Annotated in this window: 15 protein-coding genes; 6 read left to right on the top strand and 9 right to left on the bottom strand. The window is 40.4% G+C overall.

The genetic code is table 11. The features are described from left to right. Nucleotides 1–8 precede the first annotated feature (8 nt). The 5 genes from parE to nudF are packed head-to-tail and all read right to left on the bottom strand — an operon-like array spanning nt 9 to nt 4663. Complete coding sequence (gene parE, locus HUU81_RS05135) at nt 9–1907, bottom strand: DNA topoisomerase IV subunit B (protein ID WP_199611190.1); 1899 nt, start codon at nt 1905–1907, stop codon at nt 9–11. A gap of 55 nt (nt 1908–1962) precedes the next feature. Then, nucleotides 1963–2610, bottom strand: a complete 648-nt coding sequence (locus HUU81_RS05130; protein WP_199611189.1) for a YqiA/YcfP family alpha/beta fold hydrolase — start codon at nt 2608–2610, stop codon at nt 1963–1965. A gap of 21 nt (nt 2611–2631) precedes the next feature. Then, nucleotides 2632–3501 (bottom strand): metallophosphoesterase, encoded by an 870-nt coding sequence (locus tag HUU81_RS05125; RefSeq protein ID WP_199611188.1) that lies wholly within the window; start codon nt 3499–3501, stop codon nt 2632–2634. Between the two features lie 33 nt (nt 3502–3534). Then, nucleotides 3535–4008, bottom strand: coding sequence for a DUF1249 domain-containing protein (locus HUU81_RS05120; RefSeq protein WP_199611187.1), 474 nt, complete (start codon nt 4006–4008; stop codon nt 3535–3537). A 52-nt stretch (nt 4009–4060) separates the two neighbouring features. Next, a complete protein-coding gene (gene nudF, locus HUU81_RS05115; protein ID WP_199611186.1) occupies nt 4061–4663 on the bottom strand; it encodes an ADP-ribose diphosphatase in 603 nt (200 codons plus the stop codon). A 171-nt stretch (nt 4664–4834) separates the two neighbouring features. Between nudF and tolC the strand changes: the two genes are divergently transcribed. From tolC to HUU81_RS05100, 3 genes are all read left to right on the top strand, one after another. After that, nucleotides 4835–6247, top strand: coding sequence for an outer membrane channel protein TolC (gene tolC, locus HUU81_RS05110; protein WP_199611185.1), 1413 nt, complete (start codon nt 4835–4837; stop codon nt 6245–6247). A 227-nt stretch (nt 6248–6474) separates the two neighbouring features. Next, nucleotides 6475–7398 carry an LpxL/LpxP family Kdo(2)-lipid IV(A) lauroyl/palmitoleoyl acyltransferase gene (gene lpxL, locus HUU81_RS05105; protein WP_199611184.1) on the top strand — a complete coding sequence of 308 codons (924 nt, stop codon included), beginning with the start codon at nt 6475–6477 and terminating at the stop codon, nt 7396–7398. 78 nt (nt 7399–7476) lie between these two features. Next, nucleotides 7477–8064, top strand: coding sequence for a TcpQ domain-containing protein (locus tag HUU81_RS05100; RefSeq protein WP_199611183.1), 588 nt, complete (start codon nt 7477–7479; stop codon nt 8062–8064). 91 nt (nt 8065–8155) lie between these two features. On the opposite strand, the gene glnE is transcribed toward HUU81_RS05100, so the two are convergent. Then, nucleotides 8156–11047: a bifunctional [glutamate--ammonia ligase]-adenylyl-L-tyrosine phosphorylase/[glutamate--ammonia-ligase] adenylyltransferase gene (gene glnE / locus HUU81_RS05095; RefSeq protein ID WP_233520577.1), complete on the bottom strand. Its 2892-nt coding sequence runs from the start codon at nt 11045–11047 to the stop codon at nt 8156–8158. Between the two features lie 123 nt (nt 11048–11170). Between glnE and HUU81_RS05090 the strand changes: the two genes are divergently transcribed. Then, on the top strand, nt 11171–12061 hold the full coding sequence (locus HUU81_RS05090) for a DUF350 domain-containing protein (protein WP_199611182.1): 891 nt from the start codon (nt 11171–11173) through the stop codon (nt 12059–12061). A gap of 70 nt (nt 12062–12131) precedes the next feature. On the opposite strand, the gene HUU81_RS05085 is transcribed toward HUU81_RS05090, so the two are convergent. Continuing rightward, entirely contained in the window at nt 12132–13697 is a 1566-nt protein-coding gene (locus HUU81_RS05085) for a CYTH and CHAD domain-containing protein (protein ID WP_199611181.1), read from the bottom strand. Between the two features lie 278 nt (nt 13698–13975). Between HUU81_RS05085 and HUU81_RS05080 the strand changes: the two genes are divergently transcribed. Then, nucleotides 13976–14614, top strand: a complete 639-nt coding sequence (locus HUU81_RS05080; protein WP_199611180.1) for a TIGR04211 family SH3 domain-containing protein — start codon at nt 13976–13978, stop codon at nt 14612–14614. Between the two features lie 78 nt (nt 14615–14692). On the opposite strand, the gene HUU81_RS05075 is transcribed toward HUU81_RS05080, so the two are convergent. Then, entirely contained in the window at nt 14693–16681 is a 1989-nt protein-coding gene (locus tag HUU81_RS05075; protein WP_233520576.1) for a monovalent cation:proton antiporter-2 (CPA2) family protein, read from the bottom strand. Between the two features lie 219 nt (nt 16682–16900). Here HUU81_RS05075 and HUU81_RS05070 point away from each other — a divergent pair, with 219 nt between their 5' ends. Further along, nucleotides 16901–17791 carry a GGDEF domain-containing protein gene (locus HUU81_RS05070; RefSeq protein WP_233520610.1) on the top strand — a complete coding sequence of 297 codons (891 nt, stop codon included), beginning with the start codon at nt 16901–16903 and terminating at the stop codon, nt 17789–17791. An 86-nt stretch (nt 17792–17877) separates the two neighbouring features. Here the strand turns inward: HUU81_RS05070 and HUU81_RS05065 are convergent, their stop codons facing one another. Further along, complete coding sequence (locus tag HUU81_RS05065) at nt 17878–19854, bottom strand: S8 family serine peptidase (RefSeq protein WP_199611178.1); 1977 nt, start codon at nt 19852–19854, stop codon at nt 17878–17880. Between the last annotated feature and the right edge of the window lie 159 nt (nt 19855–20013).

Genomic DNA, 20013 nt, shown 5'->3' with positions numbered 1-20013 from the left:
GTAAAACGCTAAGGTAAGGCCACTTCGGCTTTATCACCTTTCTGTTCTAACCACACTTTTCTGTCGCCAGAGCGCTTTTTCGCTAATAACATATCCATTAGCTCCATTGTTTGCTCAACATCATCAAGAGTTAGTTGTACTAAGCGACGGGTATTAGGATCCATGGTGGTTTCGCGTAATTGTAATGGATTCATTTCACCAAGCCCTTTAAAGCGCTGTACGTTAATTTTTCCTTTTTTCTTTTCGGCGGCAATTCGATCAAGAATACCTTCTTTTTCTGCTTCATCTAGTGCGTAATACACATCTTTTCCAACGTCCACGCGATATAACGGTGGCATTGCAACATATACATGGCCTTGCTCTACTAATGTTTTAAAATGCTGTACAAATAGCGCACACAATAATGTGGCAATATGCAATCCATCTGAATCAGCATCTGCAAGGATACATATTTTACCGTAACGCAAAGATGAAAGGTTTTCACTGTCTGGATCGATACCAATGGCTACTGAGATATCATGCACTTCTTGCGAGGCAAGAATTTGACCCGATTCAACTTCCCATGTATTTAAGATCTTGCCGCGCAGCGGCATAATGGCTTGAAATTGACGATCTCGCGCTTGTTTTGCAGACCCACCAGCGGAGTCACCTTCTACTAAAAACAGTTCGGTTTGATTTACATCTTGGCTAGAGCAGTCAGTTAATTTTCCCGGTAGTGCAGGTCCTGAAGTTACCTTCTTACGCACCACTTTTTTACTCGCGCGTAGTCGTTTTTGCGCATTATTGATGCAGATTTCAGCAAGTTGCTCTGCTATTTCGGTGTGTTCATTAAGCCACAAACTAAATGCATCTTTTACCACACCAGAAACAAACGCCGCGCACTGTCGTGAGGACAACCGTTCTTTAGTTTGCCCAGCAAATTGCGGTTCTTGCATTTTTACTGAAAGAATATAATTACACTTGTCCCAAATATCTTCTGGAGAAAGTTTTACACCACGCGGCATTAAATTTCTGAATTCACAAAATTCGCGCATAGACTCGAGTAAGCCCTGACGTAAACCGTTTACATGTGTACCACCTTGCGCGGTTGGAATAAGGTTCACATAGGATTCAGTAACCGACTCTCCGCCTTCTGGTAACCAATTTACCGCCCAGTCTACTGCTTCGTGATTTCCTTTAAACGAGCCAATAAATGGCTCTTCAGGTAATGAAACCCACTCTTTTACTGATTCAAAAAGATAATCACGAAGGCCGTCTTGATAACACCAGTCTTCTTGCTTGCCTGTAATTTTGTCTTTGAATTTTATTTGTAATCCCGGACAAAGCACTGCTTTAGCGCGCAAAAGGTGTAATAACCTAGCAACGGAAAACTTTGCCGTATCAAAATAACTCGCATCTGGCCAAAAACGTACTCTGGTACCCGTATTACGCTTTCCTACTGTGCCAATTTGGGTTAAATCTTGTACTTTATCACCGTTTTCAAATGCAATTTCATATTCAATACAATCGCGTTTTACAACCACTTCTACACGCGTTGATAAAGCATTAACCACTGAGATACCAACACCGTGCAAACCGCCTGAAAAAGCGTAATTCTTGTTGGAGAATTTACCACCCGCATGCAGTTTACAAAAAATCAGCTCAATGCCGGGTATACCTTCTTCAGGGTGAATATCAACCGGCATACCACGCCCGTTATCAATGACCTCTAAAGATTGGTCTTCATGAAGTATCACTTCAATTTTATCTGCATGGCCAGCGAGTGCTTCATCCACACTATTATCAATGACTTCCTGTCCTAAGTGATTGGGCCGGACCGTATCGGTATACATACCCGGACGACGACGAACGGGCTCTAAACCATTGAGGACTTCAATGGATTCTGCGTTGTAATCTTGTTCTGCCATAAATAATAAGTCTAATGCTGTGGTGTTATTAATTAAGAATTTGTTTTTATTGGTTTTACGCTAATTCGAAAAATTTCACAATATCTGGTAAAAATCTCTCATAACCAATAAAAGCATGATTGCCGCCAACTTCTACTGTTTGCCGTGCATATTTGTATTTTTCTACTGCCAGCTGATAGTTTAACACTTCATCTTCCGTTTGTTGCAATAACCAGTACTGCTTGGGAAAATTTATCGTGGGTGTATTCATTTCATGTAACTCGTTTACATGATGTGGAGCCAAAACATATCGCTCTTCGGTATAAAGGTTTACCTGCTCGCCTAAGAATTGCGGAAATAAGTTGTATGGATCAACGGCTGGATTAATCAATACCGCTTTTAACGGCTTTTTAATCTTTTCAACAAAATACGTTGCCAAATAACCACCTAACGAGCTACCAATAAAACCAATTAAATTATCTTGATGCCTGTTTATCAATTCTGTTATTTGTTCAAGCGCAGCTTTAGGTGTATTACATAATTGCGGAATCACGCAATGCACTTGGATGTTGTTATCTTTAAAGTAACCTTGTGTCAGAGTCGCTTTTTCAGAGTATCGCGAGCTATTAAAGCCATGTAAGTAAATAATCACAGGCAATGTGGAGTGAGCAATGTCTTGCTTTAGGTTGAATGTGTGTAAATTATCACACTTTGTATTTATCATTATTAAGTGCTAACTCCTTATTCATGCTAGCCACTCAACAAACGTTTCAATAGTAGCAGGTTGCGTACAGTGCGCTTCTGTTTTAGACAAAGGTAATAAAATGACTCGATAAGCAGGCGGTAGCTGACTAATTTGCCAGTCGACTGTCTGCTTTTCAAACTGTATAGAGGTTGCGGGTGTAGCGAATATATCTATTTGCTTAAAATTAATATGGTACTCATTATGAACGTGACCATGGAATATACAACGAACTTGGGGATACTGAGACACATTCGTTAACCACCCACTCCCGTTTTCCAAAATGTGTTTGTCTAAGTATCCATCAATGGGTAATGGATGATGATGACAAAATAAGATGGCGTGTTCATTTTCCGGAATAGCGTTTAATACGTGGATTATTTCACTTTGATGTTCTTCACTTATCCAACCAGCGGGCGTACTGCCTTTAGAATTGCAAAGCAAAATATGCCAATCAGCCACTTTTAAATATTTCTCAGTCATAAATGGCGCGGCAAAAAAGTGTTCATTCATAAGCGCAACTTCGTCATGATTCCCGGGCAACCATACCACTGGCAAAGCCAAATTTGATTTAGCTATTGCTTGCTGTAAAGTTTGCTGTAAAAGTTGATAAGAAGCTGTCGTATGATCTTGTGTTATATCGCCAGTCATAATTAATGCATCAGCATCACCGTGGTGCTGCGCAATGTGTGAGAGTACATTAAGTAAGTTCTGATACGTATTACCATGAAAATAGCAGCTTTCTTGATCAGCAAATAAATGTAAATCTGTTATTTGAATAAGCTTTGCAGCATGCGCATTAGCATTGCCTTGCTTATTTTTTGATACTGGTAATGAAGATGGCGGATTAAACCAAGGGTCATCTAACGGCAAACTTAATACCTCAAATACGACGTTGCAGTAGAATTAAAAATTAACGGCGATATTAACTCGGCCAGAATTAAGACAAAACTGAACCCACTCCTTTAAGAATTGATTAGTTAAAAACTTCTCATTCTGTTGATGCATTTTTTCATTAGGATAATCATAGCTCGGTTTAATACGACTAATGTTCTGGCTACTGATCACTTCTGCTAAGCGTGCATCATGATACAACCTCACATCCATATGCGGCCTTAAGTATTCAGGTAAGCCATTTTGCAATTGTTCACACGCAACTAATGTAGTGTATTTACTGCACTCTTTAATGGTGAGTTGGTACGTTAAGCCATCATTTACAAAAAACTGACTATGAAAGCCTACAGGTTCAATTTGAGGTAGCAGTTTCAGCAAGTTGGCGTAATTCCCTTCGCACAGAGTCATAAACTGCTTAATACTTGGCACATAGCGTTTCGGCTTGTTACCTAATATATGTGAATTTGTGCTATTCGATACACCCATTAATGAATACGCCTTAATTTGTATTAGCTACAAGTAATAAACTGTGTAACATTTATAACCATGCAGCTTTCACCTTTGCCAAGTTTAATTGTAACCATTGCAAGCTAATAACGGTAGCCGCATTTTCTATTTTCCCGTCGTTTAATAAATTCATTGCGTGCTCGCGGGTCATAACATGCACTTTTATATCCTCATGTTCTTCCGGTAACCCATGCACACCTTCAGCCAACTCACTATTTACATTAGCAATATATAGGTGTAACCGCTCACTGGTACCGCCTGGGCTAGATAAATAACTTAGCATTGGCATCACTTCTGTTACATCTAATCCTGACTCCTCTTTAGTTTCACGAATTGCCACTTGTTGGGGCGACTCACCCTGCTCAATCACTCCCGCTACGCACTCCAATAACCAAGGAGAATGCTGCGAAGACATTGCTCCCATTCTAACTTGCTCAATTAACACCACTTTGTCATTACTAACATCATAGGGCAGTAATGCAGCGGCGTTGCCTCTTTCCATAATTTCTCGGCAAACTAGTTCACTCCACTCACCAGAAAATAAGCGATGACGAAAAAGATACTTTTCAACCGAAAAGTATCCGTTGTAAACTGTCTCTGTTTTTTCAATATTGATATCTGAATGTTTAAACATTATTCAATGTTGTCCCGCTTTTGGATTAAATTTTTACAAGTTTAATAAAAACATTATGTTACACTTGAACGCTTGTGGTTACGAATGAGTGGTTAACAAATTAATTATTCACCGTACAATAACCCCATTATAAATAATAATATTCGCCACCGGATGACGGAACATAACACAATGAAAAAAACCATACTCTCATTACTTATCAGTGTGGCAGCAGTTACTTCTGCTCAAGCCGATGATTTAGTCAGTGTTTATCAATTAGCGCTAAAAAATGACCCTCAATTATTGAAAGCCGCTGCAAATATCGATTTAAATAAAGCACGCGAAAGCCAAACTTCAGCAGTGTTGCAACCACAAATCGATTTAGAATCAAGTTTATCTCGTACTGATACTGATGGTGGTGGGTTTTACGACAGAGACCCATTCACAGGCGTTCCGATCACAGATGAAGACGGCAACTTAGTTCAAACGCCATTCAATTACGAACGTGAAGTTGACCAGCTAATTACTACGATTAGTTTAAGACAGTCATTATTCGATATGAGTAAATGGTACGACTTAGACGCCGCGGAACAAAGAACACTTCAAGCAGAAGCAAATTACGCGTTCGCTAAGCAAGGCCTAATTGTTCGTACTACTCAAGCTTACTTCGACATTCTTAAGTCTCAAGACGATTTAGAGTTTGTTCAGTCTGAAAAGAAAGCCATTGAAAGGCAGTTAGAGCAAACTAAGCAGCGCTTTGAGGTTGGTTTAACCGCAATTACTGACGTTCACGAAGCACAAGCACAGTTTGATAACGCTGTAGCGCAAGAAATTCGCGCAAGAAACGGGGTTGAAATTGCTAAAGAAGTATTACGTGAAATCACGAATACCTATCCGAATGAATTAAATCAATTAAATACAGCTCGTTTTTCAACGAATAACCCTGTTCCGGCAACCGTTCAGGAGTGGATTTCATTAGCAGAGCAAAATAATCTTGAGCTAAAAGCAAATCAGCTAGCGGTTGAAATTGCTAAACGTAATATAGATGCGGCACAAGCAGGACACATGCCTACCCTTTCATTTAGCGCAAGCCAGAGTTATACAGAACAAGAAAATAATGACACAAATATCTTCGCTAATGGCTCTATCAATCAAGTGACTGAGCCACCTACTGTTGAAACAACCCGCTTAGGATTAACACTTAACTTGCCTATTTATAGCGGCGGTGCAACGACAGCGATTGTTAAACAAGCTCAAGCTCAATTTGTCGATGCTAGTGAAACACTTGAGCAAGCACATCGAAATGTAATTCGTAAAGTAAGAACGTCTTATGCTGACGTTGCGTCATTAATTCCAACCGTTCGCGCATTAGAACAAGCGGTGGTATCTGCAGAAAGTGCTCTAAAAGCAACAGAAGCAGGTTTTGAAGTAGGTACACGTACTATTGTCGATGTATTACAAAGCACACGTAATCTATATGATGCAAAGCGTAACCTTGCTGGTACACGTTATGATTATGTTTTATCTATTTTGGCGTTAAAACAGTCTGCGGGCACACTATCGCAAAAAGACTTATTAGCCATTAACAAAGGGTTAAGTAAATAGTTAACCTTTGCTCTATATTAGTAAAAATAAAATGGCGACTCATTGATGTCGCCATTTTTCATTCAGTTATTTCACTTTATTCACTCAATACGTAACTCATCTGACCCGCAGGCTAAATTGCACTAAACACTCCACTTTTTCGCTAGTTTAGTTACAATAGCGCCCCATTATTTTTGCCATACAATTAAGTACGTTAATCTGAATAGGTTAACTAACGAGGATGCATTGTGACTTCAGCCCCTCAATTTCAATTGAAATTTCTGTCTCCGGTATTTTGGCCAGTTTGGCTAATGTTGTTCATCATGTGGGTAATCTCGTGGTTACCTTTCAGAATTCAGCTTGCGCTAGGTCGTGGACTTGGCAACTTATTTTATTTGCTGGCAAAATCTCGCCGAAAAGTTGCTGAACGTAATTTAGAGCTATGTTTCCCAGATATGCCAAAAGACGAACGCACCCAACTAGTAAAGCAAAACTTTAAAGAAACAGGCACAGCTATGCTGGAGTCAAGCATGGCATGGTGGTGGCCAACATGGCGCGTGAAACAGGTGGCGCACTTTAAAGGTTTTGAACATATTCAAAAAGCCTTAGATCAAGGAAAAGGGGTGCTTCTGCTTGCCTCTCACTTTCTGCATCTGGAAATGGGCTGTAGAATTTTTGGGTACACACATCCTAGTGTTGGCTTTTATCGCCCTCATAACAACGCTTTAATGGAATACTTTCAATATCATGGACGCGCACGCTCTAACAAATACATGATTGGGAAACGCGACGTGAAAGGACTTATTAGTGCGTTAAATGACGGTGAAGTTTGCTTTTATTTACCAGATCAAGACTACGGTAAAAAACGCAGTTTATTTGCGCCTTTTTTTGCCGTAAAAGACACCGCGACCACGACAGGCACATTATTATTTGCTAAAGAAGCAAATTGTGTAGTTATGCCCATTTACACTAAACGACTACCTGGCACTCAAGGTTACGAGCTAGAAGCTGCACCCGCATTTGATAACTTTCCTTCAGGTGATGATTTAGCCGATGTGACTCGAGTCAACCAATGGGTAGAAGATGCTGTAAAAAGAAACCCGACTCAATATATGTGGTTACATAGACGGTTTAAAACGCGCCCTGAAAACACCCCCTCATTATATAGTTAAGCTGTTCGGTGGTAAGTTTTTTATTGGCAATGTTATTTATTACGAGTAGTATCAAGGATTAATTTGAAAGGAACAACGATGTGGTTTTGGGTTAGACATATTTCGATCGCGCTAGTATTAGTGATTTTAGCGGTCTTGCTGTTAGTCAACCAAGATGCGTTGTTTTCAGGTAGCGGTAACAATAACAGCCCTGCAACGTCGTCTGGTAGTTCATTTGCAAAAGCGTATGAAAAATTTCGCGAGGCACTAAGTAATACGAGCGATCCCATTGACGAGTTCATCATCAATTTAAAGCTTAGTGATAACACCCTTGAGGAAGATTTAACCGAACGTAAGCGCTTCACTAAGCCAATGCCACGTAAATGGAAAGGCGCAGTTAGAGACCGACGGTTTAGACCCGGCGATACCCTAAAAGACAAAATGGAAGACTTTGCTCAAGAAGAGGGCTTAGTCATGTACTGGCGTTTAGAGCGCGATTACAAAATAAAACATTACTTTCAAACTGATTCTACTTTTCTTCACACCTTAGCTAAAACTGCACAAGCAATTGGCAGCGATTTTGAAGTAGAAGTAGTCGCTTACTTTTGTCCAAACGAACGTGCAGCAGTTATCGCCAAAAGCCCTTCAGGCTATTTAGAGCGTAACTGCATTCGAGCAAAGATTTAATTTATATACCCTGCTACCACCCTTTTGATAAATGCGGCGGCTTGATAGTTGTGCAGCATGCACGATTAAACACTATTGGTTATCCATAATTTCATGCCATGATTTCATGCCATATCTCAGCACACGCTTGCATACAGCTTTTAATCTTAACTTTATTGCTGACAAGTGGCAGCCCTTTTAATGATAAGTGGTGCCCTTCATCCCTTAACAAGCAATACCCTTCTTTTAACGCTGTGGCTTGCGCGCCTGAAATCAGTGATAACTTTTCCAGTTCCTTAAAAATACGCAAGGTATCAGAGTGCTCTGCAAGTACTGAATGTTTTTCGGCATGTAGCAACACTAAATATTGAGCAATAAACTCTATATCAGCAATTCCACCTCTGTCTTGCTTTAAATCTGCTTGGTCTTGCGCTGACTTAGATAAGTGATTTCTCATCTTTTCGCGCATTTCTACTACCTGTTCACGCAGCACTGCTTGCTCACGTGATTGTGCTATTATCTGTTGCTTAATGTTGTAAAATTTCTCAGTAATTGATGGTTGCCCGAACACAATACGACTTCTAACAAGTGCTTGATGCTCCCAAGTCCACGCGTCTTCTAACTGATATTGTTGAAAAGTGTCAATATGAATAGCCAGTAACCCTGAAGCACCTGAAGGGCGAAGTCTAGTGTCTAATTCGTACAACATTCCAGTTTGCATATTAGTGGTAAAAATATGCTGAATACGTTGAGCTAACTTAATATAAAACTGTCTTGAGTCGATACTTTTGTTACCATCAGTTGCGCCTTTTATATCGCATTCATGTATAAAAACCACATCTAGATCAGAGCCATAGCCTAGCTCGATACCGCCGAGTTTGCCGTATGCAATAACCGCAAACTGCTTGTTTTCTTCGCTTGTACCAGCCGGATAACCATAACGATGTACCATTTGATGCCAAGCAATATTGACCACTTCTTGAATAATAACTTCAGCTAAATGGGTTAAATGATCACTTACTTTGGTTACTGCCAACGCCCCCGACAAATCACTAGCTGCAATTCTTAATTGTTGTGTCTGCTTGTATTGTCGTAACACCTCCATCTGTAATTCAAGATCATCTTCATTTACTCGCAGCATGTGCTGGCGCAATTCACTGGCAAATTCTTGTGGCGAAATAGGATTGTGAATATATTGAGGGTCAATTAGTTCATCCAGTAACATAGGATATTTTGCTAGTTGCTCAGCTAACCACTCACTTTCAGCGCACAGATATACCAGTTGACGCATGGCGCCATGATTTTCATACAGCAACTCTAAATAAGCAGTGCGAGTAGCAATTGCTCCAATCACTCTCGATACTGAACGCCACTGTGCAAGCGAGACTTCTTCGGTTTCACACGAACGCAGTAAGATTGGCATCATTTTATCTAATACATCTCTACCGCGAGTACCTAAAGAGCGTTTACGCATTTCAGCTTTAAATTGATGAACAGATCGAATAAAGCTTTCGGTGTCGTCGCCTGCTAACCAAGGCAGCTGAATATCCAATTTATCTTCTATTTTATTTAAGCCCCATAGAAGCTGGAAATGTTCGTAGTCGGTAACATGTTGCTCTGCTTCATCGCCTATTATCCACTTAAATTCACGGCTGACTTGTGCAGTAATTTGCTGTACTTTATCTAATACAGCTTGCCAGTTTTCAGCTTGGCAAAGATAGATTAACCGAGACTGATTAAGCGTATCGTCTGGTAACGTTTGAGTTTGTTGATCTTCAAACGCTTGTAGGTAGTTTTCCCACTGCCTTAGTTGCAAATACGCAGATTGCAGACGCAAGCATTCGTCTTCTAAAATAAGCCCCATTTCAACTAACACAGGAAGGGCTTTTAGTAAGCTTTTCACTTGCACTTTAGGCTCTCTACCACCTTTAATTAATTGCAACGCTTGAACAATAAATTCCACTTCACGAATACCACCTGCCCCTAACTTGATGTTATTTGCAAGCCCGCGTCGCCTCACTTCTTGCTGAATCATCCGTTTCATTTTTCGTAGCGACTCCATGACACCAAAGTCAATATATCGACGAAAAACAAAAGGTTGCAACAGTGCGTATAATGCATGGGAATATTTATTAGGCTCGCCTAGCACTCGCGCTTTAAGCATGGCATAACGCTCCCATTCGCGCCCCTGTTCCTGGTAATAGTCTTCAATTGCGGCATGGCTCATCACTAATGGCCCACTATCACCAAACGGACGTAAACGCATATCTACACGAAATACTTGCCCATCTTGCGTTTGCTGATCAAGCGCAGCAATTAGCTTTTGCCCTACCTTGGTATAAAACTCATGATGATCTAATGACTTTCTTCCGCCCTTTGTCTCCCCAGAGCAAGGATAAATAAAAATTAAATCGATATCGGAAGAAAAATTAAGCTCTTCACCTCCTAACTTTCCCATCGCCAATATTTGCATTGGTATAGGCTGCTCGTTTTTATCAAGAGGTAAGCCAAAGCGGTTGGATATTTGCTGCACCGCCCAATCATAAGCCATCAGAATCAAAGCATCGGCTAAATGTGACTGGTATTGAATGGCGGACGCAATTGATATCTGCCCAAGCATATCCGCAGCAGCAATTTTAGCCAGCTCGGTATGCCTAAATTTACGTAAAGCTTTAAAAAACTCGTCTTGATTTTGCTCAGCATTAACGTATTGCTGAATTTCACTGTGATAATTTGGATTGATGCCGATCGTTTGGGCGCTTAATTCAGGTAGTAACTCTTTATATCGGCATAATTGCATTGCAATAAAGTCACTTAGCCCTGCCAATATTTTTAGCTGTAACTGTTGCGCCTTTGGTAGCGCTTCAAACCTTTCTCGCGTGTTAGCATTAAATTGTTGAGTATTGCATTCTGATCTTTTTTTAATTTCTTCAGGTAGCAAATCAAAAGCGTGTGCATTAGCTGCTCGCTTATTTACCATGTTATGCAAAGTAGCTGTATCCAATTGATCTGCTCCAATATTTTTTAATTAGGCTTAATAACTATAAAACATTTATACTAACTTTATTCTGTATTAACAATTAGGCCATCTCCTAATTAACTGATTTTAATCCGATAAAGGGAAACAATGGAATATCTTCGTATTAACCAAGACAGTTTAATTCATTTTGGCGTGTTATTGGCGCTACTGCTGTTTATTATTCAAGGTAATCGCTACTTTACTTATTTTCGCTTTAAACGCCGCTTAACCGACGAATTAGCTGAGCGTGACAACTTCGCATACGCTATCGCTTATGGTGGAACATTATTTGGTTACTTTATTAGTTTGTCCGAGCCTGTCGCTCAGCTCAACGCACTGAACAGCCTAGACTATGCGCCTTCTTTTATTCTTGCGGTTGTTACTACCATTGTATTACTTGAAATAGGTCGTTCGTTACATAACCGTGTATTCTTCAGCCACCTTGATGAATACGAGCAAATAAAAGAAAAGAATATCGCCTCAGCGTTAATGGACGTTGGCGCAATGTTACATAACGGCATTTTGCTTTATGCGTTAATGAGCTGGTTTGGGATTAACTCATATTCTCAATTAACCTTTGTTGTCATCAGCTTTTTTCTGTGTCAGATCCCTGTATATTTAACCATTAGATGGCGTGAACGTTTATTTAAGCGGCACAATCAGGGGTGTTCAATGCAGCACTTTCTTGGTCAAAATAATATCGCGACGGCGCTTCGCCAGTGCGGCTATTTGTTAGTGACAGGCTTAAGTTTTCCGTTAGCTAATAAAATAACAGCTTATCAAGCGGCTTCTCAGCTCGACAGTTTAATGGCGATTTTTATAGTTGGCTCTATGACTGTTTTAGTGATGACGTTAACCAGTTTTTTATTGAGCCGATTTGCATTGCAAAACATTCCAACGAATGTCGAAATTGATCAGCAAGATAATCTTGGGGTGGCGCTAGTAGAAATGAGTATTATGGTGTCTTACGCATTATTAATGCTGTTTAGTTTTAGCTAATGTAATGTGAAGCTTAAAGAAGATTGAAGAAGCTTTATCTTGAACAATAAAGCTTCTTTAACTCGAGCGATTACCAATATGGTTCCATATTTAAGGCAGAGCGCTTAGTTTGCTCTAGTGCAACTAACAGGCTTTCTTTTCTATCATCTAACCACTTAGTTGTTGTTTTAGTAACAGGCTTCTGAGTCACTATCACTTCTAAATCCTCTTCTATTGCCTGCTCCTGTTCATTTATCGCGTCGTCATAAATCTGCTGTAATAAACATAAGATCTTAAGCTCATCCACACCTTCCGACAAATCAACCCACGGTGCTCTGAACGGGTTTCGATCTTCTCTTTCATACAAGTTACCCAAACAAACACCTGTCAGTAAATGACGCTTTAAACGGGCATCGTAATCTTGGTAGTCTTGTGTCGTTAACTCTGCTTTATCTGTCACTAAATCACATAAAATTTGCCATGCGCGAGTTAGCATTTCAGGTGATTTATGCTGAATAGGACTATTACCATATTCACGCTGCTCTTCAGATAAATGTGCTCGCCAACCACGTGTAACTAGCCAGCGCGTTAGCTGCAATAGTGTATGGTTATACTCTGTTGAATAGAAAAACTGATTCACTTCATCAGGGGTTGGGTTTCGACCTTTTCGCTCTTCAATAACGCTGATAAGTTGCTGACAGTCAGCCAAACGTTTGCGAAAGGATGATTTCTTAGAAGTGATGTTTTTTAACTGCCTTGCTGACTCAACCCATAGAAAAGAACGTAATAAACGTTTTAATTCCATACGAAGCGCTGCTGTTGCATCAGGATCTAGCATGCCTGCAAACAACCACACACTATGTCGCACTAATGCAACGCCATCTGTTAATCGTCTTAAAGCCAATAAGGACGGTTCTTCACTGTACGACTGTTCATGATGCTGAATAAAATGAATGCCGCTTTCAATGCATTTAATAAATGCTTGTTCAACAGTGTCATTTGGCGCTAACTTAACGCACTCCATCATTTTCTTAGGTTCTGTTTGCCACTGCTCGCTTAATTGATAGCCTCTTGCAGCTTTACTTAAAAAACCTAACCGAACAGAGAGCAATTCATTCAGTTGCTCAGCTAATACAAACACATCATCAACATTACCGGTAATGAGCTCTATTTCTATTTCATTGATAGGTTGACTGTCACTGCCACAACGAATATCACCGACATCATAAACCAACTCCACTTCCGTTCCCGATGGCATCCGTAAATGCCACTTAGTACGTTCAAAATCAGTGGTAAAAAGCGCCTCAATATTGTCTTGTAGCATTTCTATATTGGCTTCATTCGGCCATATATTTTCAGGAAATAATACCAGCTCAGGCCAACGTGACGATAAAGGCACATTGTACTCAGGTCGTTGATGTAAGCCCCCTGTTACTTGCCCTGCTGTTTTAATGGTTTGCTCAATTTTATCTTCGTGTTCACGAGTACGTAGGCCAATATCCCATTGTCTTAACAGCCTTTCAGGCGTATCAAAATATGTATTGGATAATTTATTAACGGTATGGCTAAGCACATCAGCAGACACTGACTGTATTTGACTAACAACATCTTGATCGGTAGGAGCAACAAGAAATTTTAGTTCTATCTCTGTTTCCATAAGGGGTAGTTTGAAGGATATCTCGGAAAAAGCTTTAACAATAAGACATACTCTAGCTGTAAGCACTATGCAAATCAATAAAAAAGCCTAACACTTGTTAATTCCCCATCCCTAAGCACAATCAATCTTCAACATAATGGCGTATAGAAGCGTACACCTCTTACTTTTTGCACAAAATAGATTAGCACTTGCTATCAAACTGCTAACCCCCTAATATTCAAACTATAAATAAATAACTCGCAACGTTTGAATGACATTCAAAAAGTTTCAGGACAGTTATGATAAAAAAAATAATTCTCGCAATCGCGCTTAGCAGCACAGCAGTTGTATTTGCGCAAGAGGAATCTACGTCAGAAACGGCTAATGTTGCTGTTAGTAATGACACCACCCAGCGTGAAACCGATGGTTTTGTTAAAGATGACTTATATATTTTTATGCACGCTGGACCAAGTAGTAACTATCGCATTATTGGTAGCATAAATGCTGGTTCACAAATAAACGTACTTGAAGCAAACGAAGAAACCGGTTACATCAAAATTAAAGATGAAAAAGCGCGTGAAGGCTGGATTGACCGTCGTTTTTACTCAACCGACTTAAGTATTCAACTTCAATACGACGCACTCAGTAAAGAGCTAGAATCAACGCGCGCAGAACTGAATGAAATTGCTGAAGCTAATGCGCCACTGCAACAACAAATGGATGAATTAAGTGGTCGAAATGATCAGCTTACTCAACAAGTAAAAACACTAACAACGAATAATAAAACATTAAAACAACAAGCCGATAAAAAGGGAAAAGAAGAAGCCAACCAGCAAATGCTATATGGCGCAGGTATTGCGCTTGGTGGATTAATTCTTGGCTTAATTTTACCTCACTTGATTCCAAGAAAACGACGTGGTGAAGATCAATGGATGTAGCTTTATAATCCATTTCAATGATGAATAGGTTTCAGCCTCAGTAGAGGCTGGAACACCACTTAACCAATAGAAGCTGCATTAGTCCCCTTCAAGCATAAAACGCTCTACCCGCTCTACCCTTCTTGGCTTGCCTTTTATGACTAAAATATCATGCTCTTGCAAAATAATGTCACCATCGGGTTCGGCAAACTCTTCACCGTTTCGCCTTAGTCCATGCACCATTACTCTGCGCTCTTCTAGTGCTAATGATTGAATTGACTTACCTATGGCATAAGCATTACGAGGCAAGGAAACCGCATGTAAAAACTCTAACCTGTCGCGTTGCGTCATGCTCATATCAGTGGTTTCACCCGGAAAAAAGCCATGTAAAAAACCATACCGATTTTTTCTTTCTTCACGTACGCGTTTTATTACACGAGCGACTGGCACCCCAGTCATATAAAGTACATGAGAAACCAACATTAAGCTTCCCTCTAACGATTCGGGCACGACTTCTGTTACCCCAGCTTGTTGGAATGCTTCTAAATCATCATCATTTGGCGTCCTTACCAATATTTTGGCATCAGGCGCAATTTCTTTAATGGTACTGATGATAGGTTCCACTTTTGCTAAATCACCAAAAGTAATAATAACAAGCTTAGCGCTGGTTACGTTGGCAGATTTCATAATGCTTTTATCTCTTGCATTACCGAATTGCACGTTCTCACCTGCTGCTTGAGCTTCTTGCACTCTGATGGGATCAGAGTCTAATGCAATGAACGGTACGGCCTCTAGCTTTAAAAACCGCCCTACTGTTTGTCCCACTCGGCCAAAGCCGCAAATAATGACATGGTCGTGCAACGCACTTTCTGCATTTCCTTTTTCATTAAAATGATCAACTAGTGGATCTCTACCACTTAACCAAGTAGCTAGTTTTACACTGTGCAACATTAAGTATGGCGTTATCGCCATACTGATAATTCCAACACCAATAAGGTAGGACGCCGTGATGCTGTCTAATAAACTATTTTGTAATGCCAGTGCAATAAGCACAAAACCAAACTCTCCCATTTGAAATGTGATCAAGCCCGACGCCCAACTATTGACTAATGATTCACCACTCATTTTTGCCAAGGCCATTGTGACAACTGTTTTTATGAGTAACAGCGCCAACACACCAATCAAAATCCAGTGTAAAGTATCAGCCAATACATTTAAGTCTAATTGCATGCCAACCGTCGCGAAAAATAAGCCCATTAAAATATCTCTAAATGGTCTAATATCAGACTCTAATTGATGACGATATTGGCTTTCCCCTAACATCATGCCTGCCAAAAATGCGCCTAGCGCCATTGATAACCCAAATAGATACGTAATACCCCCCGCAATCACAACAACCAAAATAGTGCTAAGCACAAACAACTCATCTGTTCTTGCTTGCGCTATTTGATTGAATATTCTGGGTAGAAGCCACTTTCCAACGGAAAATAAAATAAATACAACAACAATCCCTTTTGCTAGCGCTAACGCTAAAGAAGTCCATAAACTATCAATACTGTTGCCTGACAGAATAGGGATAGCAATAAGTAATGGAACAACTGCAATATCTTGGAATAGCAGTATACTTACAGCAATTTGTCCGCGCTTTGAATGTAATGCTCCGTTTTCATTCAGTAATTTAATCACAATGGCCGTTGATGATAGAGCTAATATGCCGCCTATGGTAATCGCACTTTGCCACGTATAATTCAGCCCTACAGCGACACACATAATTAAAAACATGCTTAATATCACCTGGGCACTACCAACCCCAAATACTAAATGCCTCATTGCCAATAACTTTGGCACTGAAAACTCTAACCCTAATGAAAACATTAAAAACACAATGCCTAATTCAGCGATTACATGGATGTCGTCTTGGTTGGTAATTAAGCCAATACCACTACTTCCAGTAATAACCCCAGCTACCAAGTACGCAAGAATAGGCGGTAAATTCATTTTTTTAAACGCCCACACCAATACTACGGCTACAGATAATAACCCCAGCAATTCTAAATAGGCGCTATTAGCTATCTCTGTAAAATCCACACGCACTCCATATTAGCCATCCATCTTATTTTTGATATTCATGAGGCAGTCTATTGCCGCCAATTTTTTGAACAATTTGTACAGTTATCATCCTTAATCATAGTATCGATACATTTACTTTGCTATATCAACTGCTTGCATTTTTGGCACACTATTAGCATAAAGCTCATTATCTAAATATAGCTAGCGCCATCCATGAGGAGTGTTATTGTGGAAAATATGCAAATGCTTGATGTTGTAAGTGTATCGAATAACGAATATCTACATGTTCCGTCCGTATCGTCGTACGCTATGCAAGAAAATGCAGACAAGACCAGCTTAATTGAGCTACTACAAACTACGCTTGAGTTGCCTAGATTATTGGAAATTTTTTCCATGGAGGCTGCAAAAATTACAGCATTTAATGGCTTGAGCTTTCTCTATGAAGGCACTGAAATCACCGTAAGAGGCTCAAATAAAGGCAATCTCATCCATGAATTCCCATTAATGGTGGAAGACGAAGTCATTGGCCACTTAATCTATCATACTAGTGAACCTATAAATGCAATTGCAAAAATGCAACTTGCAACGCTTCACCAAAAATTAGGTTACCCACTCAGAAATGCGATTACTTTCGAAAAAGTACAACGTTATGCACTAGTCGACAGTTTAACGGGGCTAGGAAATCGTCGATACTTTGACGAAACACAAGAGCGCATGCAGCAACGTGCGGCAAGAAACGACGCACCTTACGTATTAATGCTTTTAGATCTAGACAATTTTAAGCAAGTTAACGACAGATATGGCCACCAAGCGGGTGACGTTGTGCTGTCACAATTTGCTCAAGCGTTGAAAGGCATGGTAAGAGGAAATGATACCTTGTTTCGTTTTGGCGGCGATGAATTTGCTATTTTACTTGATAACTGCGACAGCAATACTGCCAACTTAGTGGCTCAGCGCATTAAATTATTCAGCAGTACCAATGAAGTTATGCGTATGTATCAAGTTTCTTCAAGTATCGGTTGTGCTCGCTGGAAGCAGGAAGACAATTGCCGCACTATTTTTAGCCGTGCAGATAATGCGTTATACACAGCAAAAACAGCAGGTAAAGACTGCATGAAAATCGCGTAATAACGACAACGCTTTAAAATACAAAGGGAGCCAATCATGTGGCTCCCTTTATTATTTCGTTTCTAAGTTAATTTCTAAAATAAAAACTACTTATTCCAGTAAGCATCTAGCTTAACACTTGAGAATGCACTGTAAGCGCGAATACCAATGTGCCAAGTACCTGCTTGAGGATTTGTGAAAGTACATGTTTCGTTATTACCATATAAGTAAGGACGACAGTTGTAATACCAAGTTGTTGGCTGGCTACCGAAGCGAACATATAAGTCAGCATCACCACTACCACCACTAATATCAACATCTAGACTCGTTGCTCCAGCTGGCACTTCAATTGTACGACGGATCCAGCTACGGCGACTTGCAGCCAAGTTTTCTTCTGTAAATCCGCCGGTATTTGCCGAACCATCAGAAACATCAACTGACTGAGAAGTACTATTTGACGCGCCATCATTATCAGTTACTGTTAAAGAAACCGTGTAAGTACCACTTGCTCCGTAAGTATGAGATGGGTTTTGTGCACTAGACGTTGCACCGTCACCAAAGTTCCAGCTCCAGCTTACAATGCTACCATCTGGATCCGAACTACCGTCTGTGAAGCTTGCTGTTAATTGGTTAGTTGATACACCAAAGCTTGCAGACGGGCTTTGATTGCCACCGCCGCCACCTGCTGCTGCAACAGCTGCTGCCGCATCTACTATACCTGCACCACAACCACCTGAACAACTACCAGGTAAAGTACGTGCAGTATTTTTCATTGCCGTTTCAACTTGATCAGGCGTAATACTTGAATTTGCAGCATACATTAATGCCGCTACACCCGCAGCATGTGGTGCTGCCATACTCGTACCTTGATAGTATGCATAAGACTCTGAAGCTGGAGATTGGCTACCAGAGTTGAGTGTAGAAAGCACTCCATTTGACGTTGTTGCAGTTTCGCCGCCTGGCGCTGCTAAATCAACAGAACTACCGTAGTTTGAATAAGAAGCGCGGTTACCTTGACGATCATTTGATGCGACAGAAATAACGCCGTTACAGCTTGCAGGACTAAAGCCACTTGCGTCAGCATTACTGTTCCCTGCTGCTACCACAACCGTGGTGCCATTTGCTCTTGCCGTATTAATGGCCGATTGATAACTGCTGCTACAAGAACCACTTCCACCCAGGCTCATATTAATAACATCAGCTGGATTTGCGTTTGCAGGAACCCCTGACACGCTGCCACCAGATGCCCAAACAATGGCGTCTGTAATATCAGATAAATAACCGCCACATTTACCTAATACCCTTACTGGTACTACTTTAGCGTTATAAGCAACACCTGCTACACCTGCACCATTGTTACTCACGGCAGCAATAGTACCTGCAACATGAGTACCGTGCCAACTGCTACTTACCGCACTTGGTGGGTTGAAGAAACCACACTCATTTGCCGACAACCAATCACCTGGGTCACTTGCGTCAGAGTCTCGTCCGTTACCGTCATTTGCAACCGACGTATCACTGATGAAATCATAACCAGGTAGCATATTTGCGTCTAAATCTGAGTGATATACATAACCAGTATCGATAACCGCAACAACGGCGCCGCTACCAGTAGAGTTATCCCAAGCCGACGGAGCATTAATGCCACCGGTCGCTTCAAAATAGTGCCATTGATCGTTGTAACGCGTATCATTAGGAACTGACTGAATTGTCATGATTGAATCTTTTTCTACGGTTACAACGCCAGACATCGCGCCTAATCGTTCAATCATAGATTGAAATTTTACACTGTCGACTGGCTTTTCTAGCTTGAAAAGATGATGCTTGTTTACCGCCAATTGACGCATGTATTTAACATCATTTCCCGCAAACATTGAAATCACTTGCGCTTCGTTCTGCCAATCTTTCGATTCGTCAGACTCGTAAGTCACAATAAAACGTTGTGTTAAATTAGAAAAATCGTTGCTTATCATGCCTCTTTCAACCGCGTGTACAGCGTTAGATACAGCGATGGTTGATAGTAGTAGGGTACAAGCAGGCAGCAATAAGCCTGTTGACTTGCGGTCAACTTTTTTGCTTTGCATTGAGGTATCTCCAAATAATTATTATTTTATTGGTTTGCTCAAAGCACTTGCTGCCCTGAGCATTATTGTAACTTGTTCAGGAACTTAACCAAATGAACAAGTTTATTTAACCTAGGAGATAATTTTTAAACTGTCTAATATTTAAACAAAAAAATTTAA

It is taken from the genome of Flocculibacter collagenilyticus (assembly GCF_016469335.1).
GTDB lineage: Bacteria > Pseudomonadota > Gammaproteobacteria > Enterobacterales > Alteromonadaceae > Flocculibacter > Flocculibacter collagenilyticus.
This window is presented reverse-complemented; position numbering and strand designations above follow the sequence as displayed.